The 15,468-nt window shown below is 62.7% G+C and carries 17 protein-coding genes and 4 pseudogenes; 8 read left to right on the top strand and 13 right to left on the bottom strand.

Going from position 1 to position 15,468, the window contains the following annotated elements:
- Positions 1-42 precede the first annotated feature (42 nt).
- A complete protein-coding gene (locus AAFG50_RS25055) occupies positions 43-438 on the top strand; it encodes a response regulator (protein WP_039184693.1) in 396 nt (131 codons plus the stop codon).
- 74 nt (positions 439-512) lie between these two features.
- On the opposite strand, the gene AAFG50_RS25050 is transcribed toward AAFG50_RS25055, so the two are convergent.
- From AAFG50_RS25050 to AAFG50_RS25035, 4 genes are all read right to left on the bottom strand, one after another.
- Positions 513-728: a hypothetical protein gene (locus AAFG50_RS25050; protein WP_028171498.1), complete on the bottom strand. Its 216-nt coding sequence runs from the start codon at positions 726-728 to the stop codon at positions 513-515.
- A gap of 396 nt (positions 729-1,124) precedes the next feature.
- The gene (locus AAFG50_RS25045; RefSeq protein ID WP_028171499.1) at positions 1,125-1,451 is read right to left on the bottom strand and encodes a hypothetical protein; all 327 of its coding nucleotides are present in this window, start codon (positions 1,449-1,451) and stop codon (positions 1,125-1,127) included.
- An 85-nt stretch (positions 1,452-1,536) separates the two neighbouring features.
- Positions 1,537-2,028: an Hsp20/alpha crystallin family protein gene (locus AAFG50_RS25040; protein WP_028171500.1), complete on the bottom strand. Its 492-nt coding sequence runs from the start codon at positions 2,026-2,028 to the stop codon at positions 1,537-1,539.
- Positions 2,029-2,111: 83 nt separating this feature from the next.
- Positions 2,112-2,387 carry an Hsp20 family protein gene (locus AAFG50_RS25035; RefSeq protein WP_231166736.1) on the bottom strand — a complete coding sequence of 92 codons (276 nt, stop codon included), beginning with the start codon at positions 2,385-2,387 and terminating at the stop codon, positions 2,112-2,114.
- 565 nt (positions 2,388-2,952) lie between these two features.
- Here AAFG50_RS25035 and AAFG50_RS25030 point away from each other — a divergent pair.
- Complete coding sequence (locus AAFG50_RS25030) at positions 2,953-3,183, top strand: hypothetical protein (protein WP_074077688.1); 231 nt, start codon at positions 2,953-2,955, stop codon at positions 3,181-3,183.
- 358 nt (positions 3,184-3,541) lie between these two features.
- On the opposite strand, the pseudogene AAFG50_RS25025 reads toward AAFG50_RS25030, so the two are convergent.
- Positions 3,542-3,718: pseudogene (locus tag AAFG50_RS25025) on the bottom strand (DNA ligase); the annotation flags it as partial.
- Positions 3,719-3,796: 78 nt separating this feature from the next.
- Between AAFG50_RS25025 and AAFG50_RS25020 the strand changes: the two are divergent.
- From AAFG50_RS25020 to AAFG50_RS25005, 4 genes are all read left to right on the top strand, one after another.
- Positions 3,797-4,039, top strand: coding sequence for a hypothetical protein (locus AAFG50_RS25020; RefSeq protein ID WP_028171501.1), 243 nt, complete (start codon positions 3,797-3,799; stop codon positions 4,037-4,039).
- 33 nt (positions 4,040-4,072) lie between these two features.
- The gene (locus tag AAFG50_RS25015; protein ID WP_080668022.1) at positions 4,073-4,810 is read left to right on the top strand and encodes an HAD family hydrolase; all 738 of its coding nucleotides are present in this window, start codon (positions 4,073-4,075) and stop codon (positions 4,808-4,810) included.
- A gap of 396 nt (positions 4,811-5,206) precedes the next feature.
- Complete coding sequence (locus AAFG50_RS25010) at positions 5,207-5,389, top strand: hypothetical protein (protein ID WP_162185844.1); 183 nt, start codon at positions 5,207-5,209, stop codon at positions 5,387-5,389.
- A gap of 194 nt (positions 5,390-5,583) precedes the next feature.
- Positions 5,584-5,847 (top strand): hypothetical protein, encoded by a 264-nt coding sequence (locus AAFG50_RS25005; protein WP_028171502.1) that lies wholly within the window; start codon positions 5,584-5,586, stop codon positions 5,845-5,847.
- 80 nt (positions 5,848-5,927) lie between these two features.
- Here AAFG50_RS25005 and AAFG50_RS25000 read toward each other — a convergent pair.
- From AAFG50_RS25000 to AAFG50_RS24970, 7 genes and pseudogenes are all read right to left on the bottom strand, one after another.
- A pseudogene (locus AAFG50_RS25000) lies at positions 5,928-6,093 on the bottom strand (SOS response-associated peptidase); the annotation flags it as partial.
- A 509-nt stretch (positions 6,094-6,602) separates the two neighbouring features.
- Positions 6,603-6,725 carry a hypothetical protein gene (locus tag AAFG50_RS24995; RefSeq protein WP_257784482.1) on the bottom strand — a complete coding sequence of 41 codons (123 nt, stop codon included), beginning with the start codon at positions 6,723-6,725 and terminating at the stop codon, positions 6,603-6,605.
- A gap of 94 nt (positions 6,726-6,819) precedes the next feature.
- Entirely contained in the window at positions 6,820-7,881 is a 1,062-nt protein-coding gene (locus AAFG50_RS24990) for an ATP-dependent DNA ligase (RefSeq protein WP_074076869.1), read from the bottom strand.
- A gap of 381 nt (positions 7,882-8,262) precedes the next feature.
- Positions 8,263-9,240, bottom strand: coding sequence for an MFS transporter (locus AAFG50_RS24985; RefSeq protein ID WP_231166503.1), 978 nt, complete (start codon positions 9,238-9,240; stop codon positions 8,263-8,265).
- Between the two features lie 509 nt (positions 9,241-9,749).
- Positions 9,750-11,957: a xanthine dehydrogenase family protein molybdopterin-binding subunit gene (locus AAFG50_RS24980; protein WP_028171504.1), complete on the bottom strand. Its 2,208-nt coding sequence runs from the start codon at positions 11,955-11,957 to the stop codon at positions 9,750-9,752.
- Positions 11,958-11,964: 7 nt separating this feature from the next.
- Positions 11,965-12,981 (bottom strand): xanthine dehydrogenase family protein subunit M, encoded by a 1,017-nt coding sequence (locus AAFG50_RS24975; protein WP_011087966.1) that lies wholly within the window; start codon positions 12,979-12,981, stop codon positions 11,965-11,967.
- A complete protein-coding gene (locus AAFG50_RS24970; RefSeq protein ID WP_028171505.1) occupies positions 12,978-13,469 on the bottom strand; it encodes a (2Fe-2S)-binding protein in 492 nt (163 codons plus the stop codon). The genes AAFG50_RS24975 and AAFG50_RS24970 overlap by 4 nt, the downstream gene beginning before the upstream one ends.
- 242 nt (positions 13,470-13,711) lie before the next feature.
- Between AAFG50_RS24970 and AAFG50_RS24965 the strand changes: the two are divergent.
- A pseudogene (locus AAFG50_RS24965) lies at positions 13,712-13,828 on the top strand (cysteine hydrolase); the annotation flags it as partial.
- A 379-nt stretch (positions 13,829-14,207) separates the two neighbouring features.
- A complete protein-coding gene (locus AAFG50_RS24960) occupies positions 14,208-15,080 on the top strand; it encodes a hypothetical protein (protein ID WP_028171506.1) in 873 nt (290 codons plus the stop codon).
- 200 nt (positions 15,081-15,280) lie between these two features.
- On the opposite strand, the pseudogene AAFG50_RS24955 reads toward AAFG50_RS24960, so the two are convergent.
- Positions 15,281-15,434: pseudogene (locus AAFG50_RS24955) on the bottom strand (formate dehydrogenase accessory sulfurtransferase FdhD); the annotation flags it as partial.
- Positions 15,435-15,468: the final 34 nt, after the last annotated feature.

Below are 15,468 nucleotides of genomic sequence, written 5' to 3'. Positions count from 1 at the left end.
ACGCGGCGCGCGGCCGTAAGGCGAGGGAAAGGAGATTTGGAAGTGGGCGATCCCGTTCGCGTGCTGGTCGTAGAGGATGAAGCTCCGATCTGCAGTTTCATCGAGGACGCCCTATCGGACGGCGGCTTCCAGGCCTGCATGGTCCATTCGGGAGAGGCGGCCCTGTCCACCTTTCGCGATGGCCGGGAGCGGTGTCGCGCGCTGCTGACCGACGTCAATCCGGGTGACGGCATCAGCGGATGGGAGCTGGCCCGGCAGATCAGGGAAATCACGCCTGACTTTCCCGTGGTCTACATGACGGGCGCCAACGCGCGAGAGTGGGAATCGCAGGGTGTTGCAGACAGCGTGCTGATCGAGAAGCCGTTCGTGCCGGCGCAATTGGCTGCCGCGGTGTGTCGCAGCTACTCGACACGCCTATCTGAACTGGGATCGTGCTAAGGCTCTCGAACCTTTTCGATCGGGCCTTCGGCAGTGGACGGCGGATCAGGGGAAGCTGCGCACGAGGTCGTCAGTTAGGGTGGCGATCCCTTCGCCGCGCGAGCGGCCGCTACCGCCATCCAATCTCGCAGCAGGCCTCTGTCCTCCTTCGAAAAAGACGCGCGCCGCTTGAGATCCTCCAGGGTCTCGCCTGGATGACATCGCTCGAAATCCTGGCGGATCAAGGACTCGAGGTAGGTCCGGTCCCAAGCGCCGCCTGAATCGAAATGCTGGCGTGAATCGGCCTTCATGATTGTCTCTCGGCGCACTCGGTCGAAGGCGCCCGGATGCGGACAACGGCAAGAGCGATTGTTTGGTTCACGACGGGTTTGCTCATGTCGACTATGATGAACGGCGTCAAGACCGCCGATCGGGCCAAGTGAGAGGCGCTCTAGCCGCCAAGGGCGAGGGGGGAGAGGTCCCTCAAGCCTCGCCCGATCCGGGTAGGGCCGTGGCCTGCGAGACGATGCGCAGCGGCGGCAACGGTGCTCGTCGGACCGGGACGCTGGAGAAGGCTTGCCGCCTTTGGCTTCGTATTGCTTCGCCAGCGCCAGCTCCCAACTCGCTCATGAAAGCAATGAGCGGAACGGCCCACGTCGCCGAAGCATGCCCCAGCAGAACCATCGTCACGACAGCCTGCGTGAGCATCATGCGGAGCTCCGCTGCGCGGCGGCCCAGGGCCGCCGCAGCCGCATCGGCACGCCCCCGGGGGGCGGCGGATCGTCCTCGCCGTCGAGCCGCCGCAGAGCCGCGAGGATGTCGGCGAGCCGGATTGTGTGGCCCATGCCGGGAATCTCGCGAAGCGCGGGACAGGATTCGACGGCGAACATGTCGGACGCCCAAGACGACAGGATGATCCGCTTCTCCGGCGCGGAGAGCTCGCTATCGTTCAGGACATCCTCCGGAGACGCATAGTGTGCGGCCGGATGGAAGAATGGATTGAGATTGCCGTTGTTCGTGTTGGTGTCGCTCATCGGTTGGTCTCCCTTTACGCTCCTTTCTTAGGGAAGGTGTCGCTCGTCTGACGGGCGGACGGCGGCGCGGCCGCCCCCGTCGTCGTTACTGCGCGTTGATCGCGATCCGCTTGACGCCGGCCCGCGGGTTCTCGGACTTCGGCAGCGAGATCGTCAGGACGCCGTTCTTGAACGAGGCCTGGGCCTTGTCCTCCGCGACGTCCTCGAGCGCGATCTGCCGCTGGAACGAGCCGTAGTAGCGCTCGGTGAAGTATCTGCCTTCGTCCTTGCGCTCGCTCTTCTTCTCGCCGCGGATGGTCAGCACCCCGTTCGCGATTTCGATCTGGACGTCCTTCTCCGTCATGCCGGGAAGCTCGGCCGAGATCGTCAGCGTCTTGTCGGTCTCGCTGAGCTCGATCTTGGGCCAGCCGAATTGCCCTTCCATGGGCGGCGACAGGGCCGCCCTGCCGAAGCCGCGGAAGACATCGTCGAACAGTCGGTTCATTTCGCGATGCAGCGTCATGAACGGATCGTGGCTGCCGCGCGCCGGCGCGAGCTCCTGGTTTCTGGACCAGGGAATGAGATCACGAACTGCCATGGTTTTTCTCCTTCGTTGCATGGGCCAGGGAGCGCGGCCGCGCTTGCGCGCGCCGCGTTCCGCTGTCGAACCTCGATCAGGCGTCAGGCTGCCTTCTTCTGCTCGATCTGCGAGGCGGGAGAGGCGCCGCTTCCGATCTGGACCCGGCGCGGCTTCATGGCTTCCGGCACCTCGCGGACGAGATCGATGATCAGCAGTCCGTCGCGGAAGGAGGCCTCCTTCACCTGAACGTAGTCGGCGAGGTTGAACACGCGCCGGAAAGGACGCGCGGCGATGCCCCGGTACAGGTATTCGCCGGCCGCTTCCTCGGGCTTCCTGCCCTCGATAGTGAGCGCATTCTGCTCGGCCGTCACGGCGATGTCGTCGGCTCCGAAGCCGGCGACGGCGACCGAGATCCGGTAGTGATCCTCGCTGGTGCGTTCGATGTTGTACGGGGGATAGTGGTCTTCGCTCGCCTGGCGGAGCGTGCTGTCGACGAGGTCGGCCAGGTGGTCGAAGCCGATAGTGGAGCGCCACAGGGCGCGAAGTCAAAGGTGGTCCTCATAACCAAGTCCTCCAAAGAGCAAGATGGATACAAGGAGCGCAAGGCTGGAGTCAGAGCGGGTCTGGTACCCGGCCGGGCGCCCGTGCCGGACCCGTGAAGGCGCCCGGCACACCGCTGTCGCGGCGAAAAATCAATTAGAAAAACGAGAAGTGGTTTCAAGGGGCGGATCGAAAAAAATGATGTGGCGCTCGGTCGCGGTGCAGAGCCGCGGCCATTGCGGCACCGCAAACGCCGCTTGGTGATCTGGCCGAGGGTTTGGATGTTCGGCGACCGCCGGACACTTGACTCCGGTATCGCCCCGAATATTTTTGCGCCGGGAAATTCTCTTTCCCGGTTTTCTAAACACAGAAGGACCGTGACGACCGTCAGGAGTGACGACGATGCTCGACGAAGATCTGGCGCGCATTCGTGCGCACCGCAACAACATCCACCGCTATCGACGTCTGCTTCGGACTAGGCTATCGGAGCTGGAACGTCAGTTCATCGAACGGCGGCTCGCCGAGGAGCAGACCGCGCTCGATGCTCTGGCCGCCGAATTCCCCGTCGCTTTCACGCTTCCGGAAGGTCAGGATCCACAAGGATGGGGGTTGGGCGATGAGCGACGTCCATGAGCTCCTCATCCGCGGCAGCGAAAGGGGCATCGGACACTATCGCCTCCTGCTGGCGCGTGCCAAAACCGAAAGCGAGCGCCAACTCTATCGGAGCCGGATCGCGTTAGCAGCGGCTGCTGGACCAGCTCCACGGCGGTTCACCGGATCGGTTCGCAGCGTGAGCGGGATGTTCTTCTATTGGCCGGTGTGGGATGGCGTTCCGCTCTCGTCCGACGGTCCCTGAAGACGTGCCGTCACCGTGGCGGGGTTTTGCCTATGCTTCAGGCTGAGCGCATCACCACCCGATGGAGCTCAGCGGGGGTGGTTAGCCCACTTTCGAGCGCCTTGTCCGCCCATCGCCAAAAGCGGAAGGCATCCATCACAGGTCCTCCCGCAGTTCCTTTGAAGAAGGGGTTCCGGACCTTGCCCTCTGCCGACTTCGCCCGGTACTCGATCTCCGCCAGAAGCTTCGGCTCGACCCAGATACCTCTGGGATGCGTTTGGTGTAGGGTTGCGTCCTTCGGATGAGAGGCTTCAGTCGCTTCTGCAGGTCAGCGCCGGGACGCAGCGGAAGACTGCGTAGGAACGAGCCGTCGGGAGATCGGTTGCTCTGACACCATCATAGGAGGGCCGCATGGATATGAAAGAAATGTCGGCAATGACGGAAGCTTCCGGGCTGACGAATAATGACGGCGGCATAGAGCAGGCCTCCTTATCGAGGCCGAGCCGCCAAGCGGACGCGAGCCGTCGCCCGTCGCATTCGCAGGATCCCGCGATGCGCTGGGCCGAACAGTTGCGCGAGATGACTTTGAAGGCGCCGCTGCAATCCCTGTTTGTGGCGTTTCTGCTTGGGATCTGGGTCGCGCGTCGGCGCTAGGCGCCCCCTTCCTTGGGACCGGGAAACCTCGCGATGCCCCAAGCCGCCATCTTCGATCTCGACGGGACCTTACTGGACTCGGTCGACCTGCACGCGCTCGCCTGGCAGGAGGCGATGGTCGAATTCGGCCACGACGTCACGTTCGAGCAGGCGCGAAGCCAGATCGGGAAAGGCGGAGACAAGCTCATTCCTGTGTTTCTCTCTGAGGCCGCGCAACGGGACCATGGCAAGACACTCGATGAGTGGCGCGGCAAGCGCTTCAAGTCGGCGTATCTACCGCTCGTCCGTCCTTTCTCGGCTGTTCCGGACCTTTTGCGGCGCGCGCGAGGCGCAGGACTTCGCATCGCCATCGCTTCCTCCGCTAAGAAGGACGAGCTGGAGAAGTACCTTACCATTGCTGGAATCGTCGATCTGGTGGACGTCGCGACCTCGTCCGAAGACGTCGACGAGTCCAAGCCGGCACCGGACATCTTCGAAATCGTGCTGGAGAAGCTCGGCATCGAGGGCGGCGCAGCGGTCGCAATCGGCGACACGCCGTACGACTCCATCGCGGCTGGCAAGGCAGGTATCCCGACCATCGGCGTCCTCTGCGGCGGCTTTACGGAAAGCTCGCTGCGGGATGCCGGTTGCGTCGATGTGTACCCCGGGCCGGCCACCCTTTATGCACGCTTCGATGACACGCCGCTCGCGGATAAGACGACGGCGGGCTCCGTGGCTATTCCTGCAGCGGCGGCCCGTTGGAGGCGAGGCTCAGTAAGAAAAAAATTGTAAGCCAGAGCGTCAAGTATCGCCGAGCAGAGTGAGATCCAAGCCGAAGCCGAACGCCAGCGATGATAACCGGGATGACAAATAACAAGGACACATTCGGAATGGACACCACCTACCGTCACAGTCGTCGCCACGCGGTCATCGCAATTGAAGCAAGAGAGTGCATCCACTCCGATGCCATGGGATCGGCATTCGGCGTCTGAATGACGTACGACTGCAGTTTCGATTCAAAATCAACTACCGTTTCGACTCCCATTGGCACTTGAGTTTGCGTTTGCTCGAGCGGCTTGCAGCGACAGGGTTATGGATCGACGCCGACGGGCTGATGCTGACGGTCAGAGGGCGACCTGGTAGTGGTCGAGACGGGGCGCCACTCCTGAGCAACGGCCCGTGCGAAACATGATTCATCTCGCCGGAAGTCCGGCCGCGGACAGCGTGGCCCTTCCCGGCATTGAAAGAGTGTGGATCGTTGAGACTGCGGAAAAAGTGCTTTTCCGGATGCTGGCTGACCCGATGGAGGCGCGCAGTTCGGCGAAGGCCACACATCCATCGCCCGGTGCCCAAAAGGGCAAACTGAATTAGCGGATAGCGCACCAACCTCTCAGCAGGTTTGGTGCTGGCTTGGATCCATCACAAATCGGGGAACTCCGAACTGTCGGGCGAGTTACAGAACCGCCGAGGGGATGAAGGATGAGCGATCGTGTGCGCAGTAGCGCACGGCGTTTCTCTTGATCGCACTCGTCCTCCATTCGGCAGTACAAAATGGAGAGGCGACAATGAAAGCACCACTTCTTCTTGCTGGCGCATTAATCATCGGATGCGCCGCCCCAGCATTAGCAGATGAGTACTACGTCGTACAAGGTCCGAGCCATCAATGCACGATTACCACCACACGTCCGGCGGACAAGGAAGTCGTGACGCAGATCGGTCCGATGGCCTTCAAGACCCGCGTGGAAGCTGAAGACCGCATCAAGCAGACCAAAGTCTGCGAGGAAGGCACTGTTGGTAGCAGCAGCACGACCGTTATCAAAGAGAAGTAACCGACGGCCTTGGCGAATTCGAGAAGGGTCGCGCCTATTCCTCTCGGCGCGACTTTTTGTTTGCAGGCCACCTAGCTGGAGCAGCGGTTCTGAGGCTTGAGCCAACCGCTCCTGCGGCTGTGACGTATTGCGAATGTTGGTGACTGGCGGGCCACCTGTGCGCGGCGGTGGTGGCATTCCCTCGTGCATCAGCGTCATCTCGCTTCCGGCTTCCGTGTTTCGGATCATAGGCGCTGGATAGGGCATCGGCGGCGAGTTGTCGACGTAAGGGTTGACTACTTCGAAGAGCGCGAGGACACGTGCGGTCACTAGAAACCAAGATGCCCAGGGGGCAATTGCTTCGCTACGACCACAGGGAGGACGCGCATGGACATGAGGGAGCCTCTGCAATGACGGAAGCCTCTGTCCTCGTGAACGATCAGGGCGGTATTGAGCTCGGTTTCGAAGCGATGCGGCGAGAGGGATGTGGTAGGGACGCCAGGCCGACGCGAGCCGGATTCCCAACAGACAGCACTGCGGTTGTCCGACCGTTTGCGCAAGATGGCCGTGGAGGCGCCGCTGCAATCGCTCTTGCTGGCGTTCTTATTGGGAGTATTGGTAGCCCGTCGGCGTTAGCGGAGGGCGAATGATGGAGCTGCGCAGGGAGACGGGCGACCCGACGCGGTCGCCGTGGCCATGGCAAAGCCGGGCGTGGCCCTAAAGCGCTCCGCAGGATCGAGGTGCGCTTCGCCGAACAGTCTGACCTGCCGACTGACCTACGTCGGCGACAGGCGTTCGCGATGAAAATCTTCTTCTCTGGAAATAGCTTCGGCTGGATACTGGATCAGGTCCTTGGCCATCAGCATTCCGAGGAGGACGATCATGGCAATCCAGATCATGATGGACCGTACCGGCGACAGGTGAGGCGGTCTTCGGCGATCAGCACGTCGAGAGGGAGCGCGAGGGCAGCCAAGCTGTCCGGCGTAGACGTTCCTACACTGGAGCACGAAGCAATGCCGCAGGCAGAACCGAATACTGTTCACGTTGGTCCATAGTGCATTGGCGCGGCTTTTTGTCAGGACGCCACCGGATGATCGTGGTGCCGTGGCGAAATCGTCCGGCGGTGAAGTGGTCATAGGAAACTTCAACAACGAATTTCGGTTTCACCGACTGCCATTCCGTCGATCGTTTGGTCGACCACCGGCTGCGGCCGCCGGGCGCGTTTCCGGTGAAGCTGTGGTCGCTCACGATGGTCTCAAGCTGATCCGTCAAAGCCGCCTTCGCTGCAGACTTGAGCCCGGACGTGAACCCGACATGGTTCAATTGGCCCTTTTCATCATAGAGGCCCAACAAGAGAGAGCCTACGACTTTGCGCCCGGCAGTACGCCTCTCTCCGTAGCGAAAACCCCCAATCACGCAGTCCGCGGAGCGGATGCGTTTGATCTTTCGCATGCCTTCGCGATTGCCGGTCTGGTAGGGAAGATCGATGCGTTTGGCGATGACACCATCGCTACCACCACCGGCCCGAGCGAGCCACCGTTCGGCATCGGTATGATTTCGACTTGCCGGAGAGAGGACAAAGATCTCGCTGCGCTTGAAATGCCGTTTGGCGAACCGTTCCAGCGCAGGGCGCCGTTTCGTGAGCGGGAGCCCCGCAATGTCGTCGGTCCCGCAGCCAAGAAGATCAAACGCGAGAAATACGGCCGGCGTTTCCGTGGCAAGCCGTTTGACGCGGCTTGCCGCTGGGTGGATGCGCTGCAGCAGATCATCGAACGAAAAGCGCTTGCCGATTGGAATGACTAACTCGCCGTCCAGCGCAAATTGTGTTTCGGCAAGGTTCAGGGCCGCGACTGCCACTTCCGGAAAGTAACGAGCAAGCTCTCGCCCCGATTTGGACTGCATCCGAAGGCGCGATCCGCTTCGGATCAAAAGGCGGCGAAAGTCGTCCCACTTCGGCTCATATTGCCACTCGGCCCCCCTCGGCAGGCGATCAACCGACCGGGCCTCAAGCACACTTGAAGGTGGAGTAACCGGAACGGCGGCTTTCCGTTCCAGGAAAGTGAAGGATGCTCTTGCAAGAGATTCCTCGCTCGCATTCCGAGCGTGACCTCACGAAGACCAACTAGCCGTACCAAGCGCGTCGCCTTAGACGACCAAGCTTTCCGGTCATGGCAAAAGCGGATGTCGCGGTCGGATGTTCCATCGTCCGCAACACTGCGCCAGCTCCGGTGGAAGTAGCCCGCGCTTTGACTTTGGGGGTCGACGAGAACGTCTTCTGATCCTTGCGGTGGTTTGCTGGCTTGCTGTCGCGCGGCCGCATACATTTTCCAATGTGCCGGATTCTGGAGGATCCGGTAGGGCCGCTTCGTCAAGAAGGACGGCGAGGTGACCGCAGCACGATAATGCCAGCGCGTAGCGTCCGCCAATGACCCGCGCTCATCGCGAGCCCTCCTGCCGCCCCGCCAGGACAAAGACCGGCACCGAGGCAAGTTGAGCGACGATGGAGAATGCGATCAGCGCGGCCCGCGAGTTTTCGTACAGCAGACCCGCCACGATGCTGCCGACAAGCCAGCCTACGCCGTAGCCCGCATAGTACAGTCCGAATGCGAAATTGCGCTTTCCGTCCGGCAGCACTTCAGCGACGATCGCCTTGAGTAGCGTGTCTTGGATCGCGTAGCCGACGCCCCAGAGCAGCATGCCGAACAGCACAAGCCAGAAACCGCCGAGAAACACGAAGGGCGAGAACGCCGCCGAAACGCTCACTGCGGCGATCACGACCGGAAGCCCGATGCGATCGTAGGCCTTTCCGAAGGCCAGATTCGCCAGCACGCCGAAGCCGGTCGAGATCGCGAGCATCACCGGGATCCACTGCTCGGAAGTGATCTTCGCCTTGGTCAGGTGATAGGAGATCAGTTCGAAGCTCATCAGCCCAGCGGCGAACAAGGCGCCGGCCAGCATATACAGCCAATAGGCCTTGCCGAAGTCCTTGGCCGGCGCCGTATCGCCCTGCCCAAGGCGCGACGGCAATGGGAAGCTCACCCTGGCGACCACCAACGCCACGAGCGCCATCACGGCCGAGATCGTCAGGAAGGCGTACCCGGTCCGGAAGTCCCCCTTCAGCAGGAGCACCGGCGCGATGATGAGCGGACCCAGGGTCGCACCGATCTCGTCGAGCGAGGTGTTCAGCGCGTACACCCAACCCTTGCCGAGTTCGCCCGTCGTGTAGGAGAGCATCGCCTCCACCGTGGGCTTGCGCAGCGCGCGCCCTATCCGCTCGGCGAGGACAAGCGCGGCCGCGACCTGCCAGCTTCCAGCGAGCGCCATGGCCGGCACCGCGAAGAGGTTGATGACGTAGCCGATGAACGTGATTAGCCAGTAGCGCCCAGTCCGGTCCGCCGCGTAGCCGGCGGGCAAACGCAGAGCGTAGCCGAGAAACTCGCCGAGCCCCGCCGTGACTGACGATGGCGGCGCCGGCGCCTAGCGTCGCCATGAACGGTCCGTTGATGCTGGCGCCGCCTTAGTAGGTGATGTCGGCCGAACAGGTTGACGACGCCCGTGGTCATCACGAAGAGGAACGCCGGCGAGGTTAAGCTGCCTACCTTTCGGGATTGCGACATCCGCTATTCTCCGCTTGCCTGATGGAGGCACGGCGTTCTGCAGTTACCGCGGCGTAAATTGGTTCAGGTCGTGAATGCCCATCTGCTGTTCCAGTTGGGCTACGCGGGCTGCCATCTTCTCGAAGCCGTCCTCTCGCTCGCCGGCGGACGACCATGCCGCTCATTGAAGATCTGAAGGAATACGCAGAGCGCGCCACAGGACTACGACGTCCGGGTATGCGCTTCCATCAGGTCGCGTAGAAGACGCGCTGGCCATACGGCATGGATGCGCGACGAGCCTCGCTGCGGGAACACTTATCTAGCGCATCAGGCGAGGAGCTTGTCGAGCGTGATCGGGAAGCGGCGGATGCGCTTTCCGGTGGCATGATAGACGGCGTTCGCAATTGCTGCGGGAACGCCGACGATGCCGATTTCGCCGAGACCCTTGACGCCCAGCCGGTTGATGCGATCGTCGCGCTCTTGGACGAAGATCACATCGATGTCGTGAATGTCGGCATTCACGGGGAAGTGGTACTCGGCGATATTCGCGTTCATAATCCGGCCGAACCGGTGATCCATCACCGTCTCCTCGTGCAGGGCCATCCCGATTCCCCAGACCACGCCGCCCATGATCTGGCTGCGGCCGGTCTTGGTGTTGAGAATCCGCCCGGCTGCGACGGCGCTCACGACTCGCGTGACGCGGATGACGCCGAGCTGCTCGTCGATCTTCACCTCTGCGAATACGGCTGAATGCGTGTTGCGGGCGTGCGACTTGTCCTCCGCGAAGTGGTTGAGCTTGTGCTTCTCGATCCGTTCGAGCTTGCCGTAGCGCATCGCATCCGTGATCGGGACCGCACGGCTCTTCTCGCCGTTGCTGGCGATGGTGCCGTCGACGAGGATGACTTCGGCCGCATCGATACCGGCGAGGGGCGAAGAGGGCATTGCACTGGCGAGGCGCGCGAGCTCCTGGCGAATGTCTTCGGCTGCTCCCAGTACCGCATGCGCGCTCGATGCAGCCATCCAGGAACCGCCCTCGACGGGAGCTTGCGGCAGGGTCGAGTCGGCGAGCTTGACGCTAATGTTCTCGATCGGCAGCCCGAGTGCATCGGCCGCCACCTGCGCCACGATGGTGTAGGTGCCGGTGCCGATGTCGGACGCCGCGCAGGATACCTCGGCATGGCCATTGGCGCTCAGCACGATGCGGACCGCGACCGGCATCTGCAGCGCCTCCCACACGCCTGTCGCCATACCCCAGCCGACCAGCTCCTTGTCATCACGCATCGAGCGTGCGGCGGGATTGCGCTTGCTCCAGCCGAAGGCCTCCGCGCCGCGGGCGTAGCATTCGCGCAGCTGCTTGCTGGTGTAGGGCAGGTCTTCGCTCTGGTCGCGATCCGAGTAGCATTTCAGCCGCAGTTCGATGGGATCGAGGTTGAGCGCGAGGGCCAGCTCGTCCATGGCGCATTCGAGCGCGCAGACGCCCGAAGCTGCGCCGGGCGCGCGCATGTCGCAGGGGGTGGAGACGTCGAGGCGCGCGAGCTTGTGGGAATAGTGGCTGTTCCGGCTCTTGTAGAGCTGTTCCGCCCAGCCGCTGTCGTTGCGCGCGAAATCCTCGTACCGCGAGGTGATGGCCGTGGCCTCGTGCGTGACCGCCTCGAGCGTGCCGTCAGGCTTGGCGCCGATCCCGACGCGCTCGATCGTCGCCGGCCGGTGACCGAGCCCGTACATTTGCTGTCGCGTCAGCACCACGCGAACGGAGCGCTTCAGAGCGAGCGCGGCAAGCGTTGCCAGCACCACCTGATATTGCGGCCTCAAGCCGGAGCCGAAGGCCCCACCGACATAGGGCGAGAGCACGCGGATTTCATCGGGCTTTTTGCCGAATACGCTGCAGAGATATTTGTGGACGTTCAGGACGCCTTGCGTCTTGTCGTAGACCGTGAGCCTGCCGTTGCCGTCCCAGACGACCGTGGTTGCATAGAGCTCCATCGGATTGTGATGCTCGGTCGGAATGAAGTAGTCCGCCTCGTGCCGCACAGCCGATCCTGCGAGCGCGCCTGCGGCATCGCCCCGCGGCTCGTGCGGCTTTTTCACCTCAGTCGCCTTGTTGCGCCCGGCTTCGAGATCGGTCGCAAACGCCTGTTCCTGCTGATATTCGACACGCACCAGCGTCGCGGCGAATTTCGCGGTTTCCCACTCCTCCGCCACGACCAGCGCGATCGGCTGACCGTTGAATTTGATGCTGTCGTCGTAGAGCGGACGGAACGGCGAACCTTCGTCCGGCGCCACCTCGTCCTTCCAGGCCTCGTCCTTGTCGGCGAGCGGCGGGCGATGCGCATGGGTGAGCACGTCGAGGACGCCCGTGACCTTCAGCGCCTCGCTGGTGTCGAGGCGGGCAATGCGTCCGCGTGGAATTGTGGCCTCGACGACGAAACCGTGGACGAGTCCGTCGGCGGTGAATTCGCCGGCATATTTGGCGGCCCCGGTGACCTTGGCCCGACCGTCGACGCGAGACGTTGCTGTTCCGACATAGGCGTTCATCGGTCCCTCACGCGATCTTCTTGTGAGCTTGCGATTGCGGCGTGGCGCTTGCGGCCTGCATCAGCGTCCGCACGATGGCGCGGCGTGCCAGCTCGACCTTGAAGCCGTTATGGGCAGAGGCCCTCGCGCCCTGCAGCAGGAGATCGGCAGCGTGCGAGAAATGCTCCACTGTTGCCGCTTGGCCGCGTAGCGCCGCTTCGGCCTCAAAGCTGCGCCAGGGCTTGTGGGCCACGCCGCCGAGCGCCACGCGTGCCTCGCTGATCGCGTTGCCCTCGAGTTCGAGCGCGGCCGCGACCGAGACGAGGGCGAAGGCATAAGACAGGCGGTCGCGGACTTTCAGATAGCTGTAGTTATGGGCAAAGCCGCGTCGCGGCAGTTCGATTGCCGTGATGATCTCGGCGGTATCGAGATTGGTATCGATGTGAGGCGTGTCGCCAGGCAGCCGATGGAAATCGGTCAATGCCATCGTCCGCTCACCGGATGGGCCTGCGATGTGCACGAGCGCGCCGAGCGCAGCCAGCGCCACGCTCATGTCGGACGGATTGGTCGCGATACAGGCGGCGCTCGTGCCGAGGATCGCATGATTGCGGTTGAGGCCGTCGATCGCCGAGCAACCGCTGCCGGGAGTTCGCTTGTTGCAGGGCGTTGCCGTATCATAAAAATAGGCGCAACGCGTTCGCTGCATCAGATTACCGCCAACGGAGGCCATGTTGCGCAATTGCGCCGAAGCTCCGGCGAGGATGGCGCTGGCGACCAGCGGGTAGCGCTGCTCGATGAGCGGATGGTAGGCAAGATCGGAGTTCGGCAGCAAGGCGCCGATGCGCAGGCCTCCGTCAGCCGTTTCCTCGATCTTGCGGAGCGGCAGGCGAGAGATGTCGATCAGCCAGGACGGCTGCTCGACGTTCTTCTTCATCAGGTCGATCAAATTGGTGCCGCCGGCGATGAGCTTGGCACCGGGATGGGCGGTGAGCAGGAGGATCGCATCGGCGACGTCGGCGGCGCGGGAGTACTGGAAGTTGATCATGGCCGCCCCACTGCCTGCTGGATGGCGGCGACGATGTTGGGATAGGCGCCGCAGCGGCAGAGATTTCCGCTCATCAGCTCCCGGATCTCGTCAGGATCCCCGGCGCGACCTTCGGCGAGCAAACCGGCCGCCGAACAAATCTGTCCCGGCGTGCAATAGCCGCATTGGAAGGCGTCGTGGTCGATGAAGGCCTGCTGCAATGGATGCAGCGCGCCATCCCTGGCAAGACCTTCGATGGTCGTGATCTCCGCGCCGTCCGTCATGACGGCGAGCGTCAGGCAGGAATTGACCCGCCGACCATCGACCAGCACCGTACAGGCGCCGCATTGACCGTGATCGCAGCCTTTTTTGGTGCCGGTCAGCGCAAGATGGTCACGCAATGCGTCGAGCAGCGTGGTCCAGGGCACGAGGTCCAGCGTGCGCCTGACGCCATTGACGACGAGGTTGGTTGGGATGCGATTGGCAACTTGATTTGCGACATCAGCCATGTCGTTTTCCCTGCGGTGGAGGCCGAGCTGAGAAGTCAAACCTGCTGGCGCGAGTGCGCCAGTTTCCGCTCGCCATTCGCGCCCAACGGTCGGCCAATCGCTTGGTTCCATGCGGCTGCTCGGAACGGAACCTGGGCCCTCACGATCTCATTCGAATCCCGGGTGGGGCAAGTGGTGCATCGACGAGGGACAGCGAGTCGGAAATCCCCGACATCCGGGATGCGGTTCACCTCTGCATTGACATGCAGAACATCTTCGCCCCTGGCGGCCTCTGGGAAACTCCCTGGATGGACCGGGTTTTACCTGCGATCGCGGACATAGCATCACGCTACCAGGTGCGAACCGTATTCTCTCGCTATTTCCGTTTTCGGCTGAACCTACGCTCGACGGGTGCCGAAAGCAGAATGTCGGGGCGGGGAAGCGGCTTCTGGCGCTAGGCGGCCATTGAGCAAGCGAACGGGCTAACGGGCGCGTTTGAGCGACGGCGAGCCAATCGATAAGCTGCCGAGAGCCTATTCGGCGACAGTCGCAGCAATGACGCACGGCAATCGCAGCGAATAGCGCTAGCGTGTTGCATGGCATCATTAGCATCCGACAGGAACCTTCCGAACCAAGTGCAATTATCAGGCCGGAGCGGAACTGGAGGACTGAAATGAACCAGCTGATCTATCTGATCGGGCTGATCGTCGTGATAATGGCCATCCTTTCGTTCTTCGGTCTGCGCTGAGGACTTCGATCATGACCATCGAAGCTCCCACGCTCATCGAAGACGAAGCGCTGACAATTCCCGATCAGGGGCGACATTTGCGATGGACGTCCATCGTCGCAGGCGCGTTCGTCGCGACGGCATTTACCTTTATTCTGGTGACCTTTGGCGTCGCCATCGGTCTCGGTGTCAGCTCAACCTCACCAACCTGGCGAGACGCGTCTCCCGCGCTGTCGCTACTCTCTGGGCTCTATTTGATCTTGCAGGCGATCGTCAGTTTTGGTCTGGGCGGCTACATTGCAGGGCGAGTTCGCGGCGGCATCGATGCGACGAGCGGTGCCGAAAGGGAGATGCGCGACGGACTTCATGGGCTGGCGGCATGGGCGCTCGCGGTTCTACTTGGCGCTGTCCTGGCAGGCATTGTTGGCGCGGCCGCGGTCAATCGCGCGTCTTCATCGACGACATTGGCCAACAATACGGTTGCCGAGCCGCTCCTGAGCTACGAACTCGATCGGCTGTTGCGCTCCCCGCGTCGGCCTGCGAATGCCGAGATCAGCGCCGAACGCGCCGAGGCGGGCCGGATTCTCATGACCTCGTCGAGCCACAACGGTGTGAACGGAGATGACCGGACCTATCTGATCCAGCAGATCCAGGCACTGACGGGCCTTTCGGCCGGCGACTCCGAGCGGCGGGTCGATCAGGCCATAGCGAGCTCGAAAACAGCAATCGCTCATGTGCGTCGCAGCACGATCGTTCTCGCGTTCTCCTTGGCCGCGGCCACACTGCTCGGGGCTGTGAGCGCTTGGGCGGCGGCAGTTGCCGGCGGTCGGCACCGCGACGGCGCGCCGCTCCCGGAGTGGATCGCCTTTGCCGGATTAGAGCCAAAGAGAACGGCCGTGCCATAGGCTCCAGTCCGTGGGCAGACCGGCGTGCCAGCCCATTCGATCGTGGCGGTGCCGCCGGACGCCAGGGCAGCGATTGCGGCCTTTCGGGCCAGATAATCGTGCGGCACATCATCAGAGAATTCCGGATCAGAGAATTCCGGCGAAATGGCTGAAGACTCTATTCGCGTCCGCTTGCGATGCCGACCAGCTGTTGGCGTTGCAGCCGTCCGTATTGCGAGCGCGGCAGGCGCTGAAATTGCGATGATGAGCGCCGATTGCGGCGATCCTTTGCACCATCTCCACCGATATCCGGCTCGTGAGGGCGACGGCGCCAGCGCGTCCCGACACTCCCTCCGCCGCGAGGGCGCCGGCAAGGTTTTTCTTGAACGGCTTCTTGCCTCGTCCGGGT

It is taken from the genome of Bradyrhizobium sp. B039 (assembly GCF_038965675.1).
Lineage (GTDB): Bacteria > Pseudomonadota > Alphaproteobacteria > Rhizobiales > Xanthobacteraceae > Bradyrhizobium > Bradyrhizobium diazoefficiens.
This window is presented reverse-complemented; position numbering and strand designations above follow the sequence as displayed.

Coding starts and splice junctions, on each gene's coding strand:
- AAFG50_RS24960 (WP_028171506.1), top strand. CDS start 14,208: ATGACCATCGAAGCTCCCACGCTCATCGAAGACGAAGCGCTGACAATT.
- AAFG50_RS25040 (WP_028171500.1), bottom strand. CDS start 2,028: ATGGCAGTTCGTGATCTCATTCCCTGGTCCAGAAACCAGGAGCTCGCG.
- AAFG50_RS25015 (WP_080668022.1), top strand. CDS start 4,073: ATGCCCCAAGCCGCCATCTTCGATCTCGACGGGACCTTACTGGACTCG.
- AAFG50_RS25010 (WP_162185844.1), top strand. CDS start 5,207: ATGATTCATCTCGCCGGAAGTCCGGCCGCGGACAGCGTGGCCCTTCCC.
- AAFG50_RS24980 (WP_028171504.1), bottom strand. CDS start 11,957: ATGAACGCCTATGTCGGAACAGCAACGTCTCGCGTCGACGGTCGGGCC.
- AAFG50_RS24975 (WP_011087966.1), bottom strand. CDS start 12,981: ATGATCAACTTCCAGTACTCCCGCGCCGCCGACGTCGCCGATGCGATC.
- AAFG50_RS25045 (WP_028171499.1), bottom strand. CDS start 1,451: ATGAGCGACACCAACACGAACAACGGCAATCTCAATCCATTCTTCCAT.
- AAFG50_RS25005 (WP_028171502.1), top strand. CDS start 5,584: ATGAAAGCACCACTTCTTCTTGCTGGCGCATTAATCATCGGATGCGCC.
- AAFG50_RS25030 (WP_074077688.1), top strand. CDS start 2,953: ATGCTCGACGAAGATCTGGCGCGCATTCGTGCGCACCGCAACAACATC.
- AAFG50_RS24995 (WP_257784482.1), bottom strand. CDS start 6,725: ATGATCTGGATTGCCATGATCGTCCTCCTCGGAATGCTGATGGCCAAG.
- AAFG50_RS25020 (WP_028171501.1), top strand. CDS start 3,797: ATGGATATGAAAGAAATGTCGGCAATGACGGAAGCTTCCGGGCTGACG.
- AAFG50_RS25050 (WP_028171498.1), bottom strand. CDS start 728: ATGAAGGCCGATTCACGCCAGCATTTCGATTCAGGCGGCGCTTGGGAC.
- AAFG50_RS24970 (WP_028171505.1), bottom strand. CDS start 13,469: ATGGCTGATGTCGCAAATCAAGTTGCCAATCGCATCCCAACCAACCTC.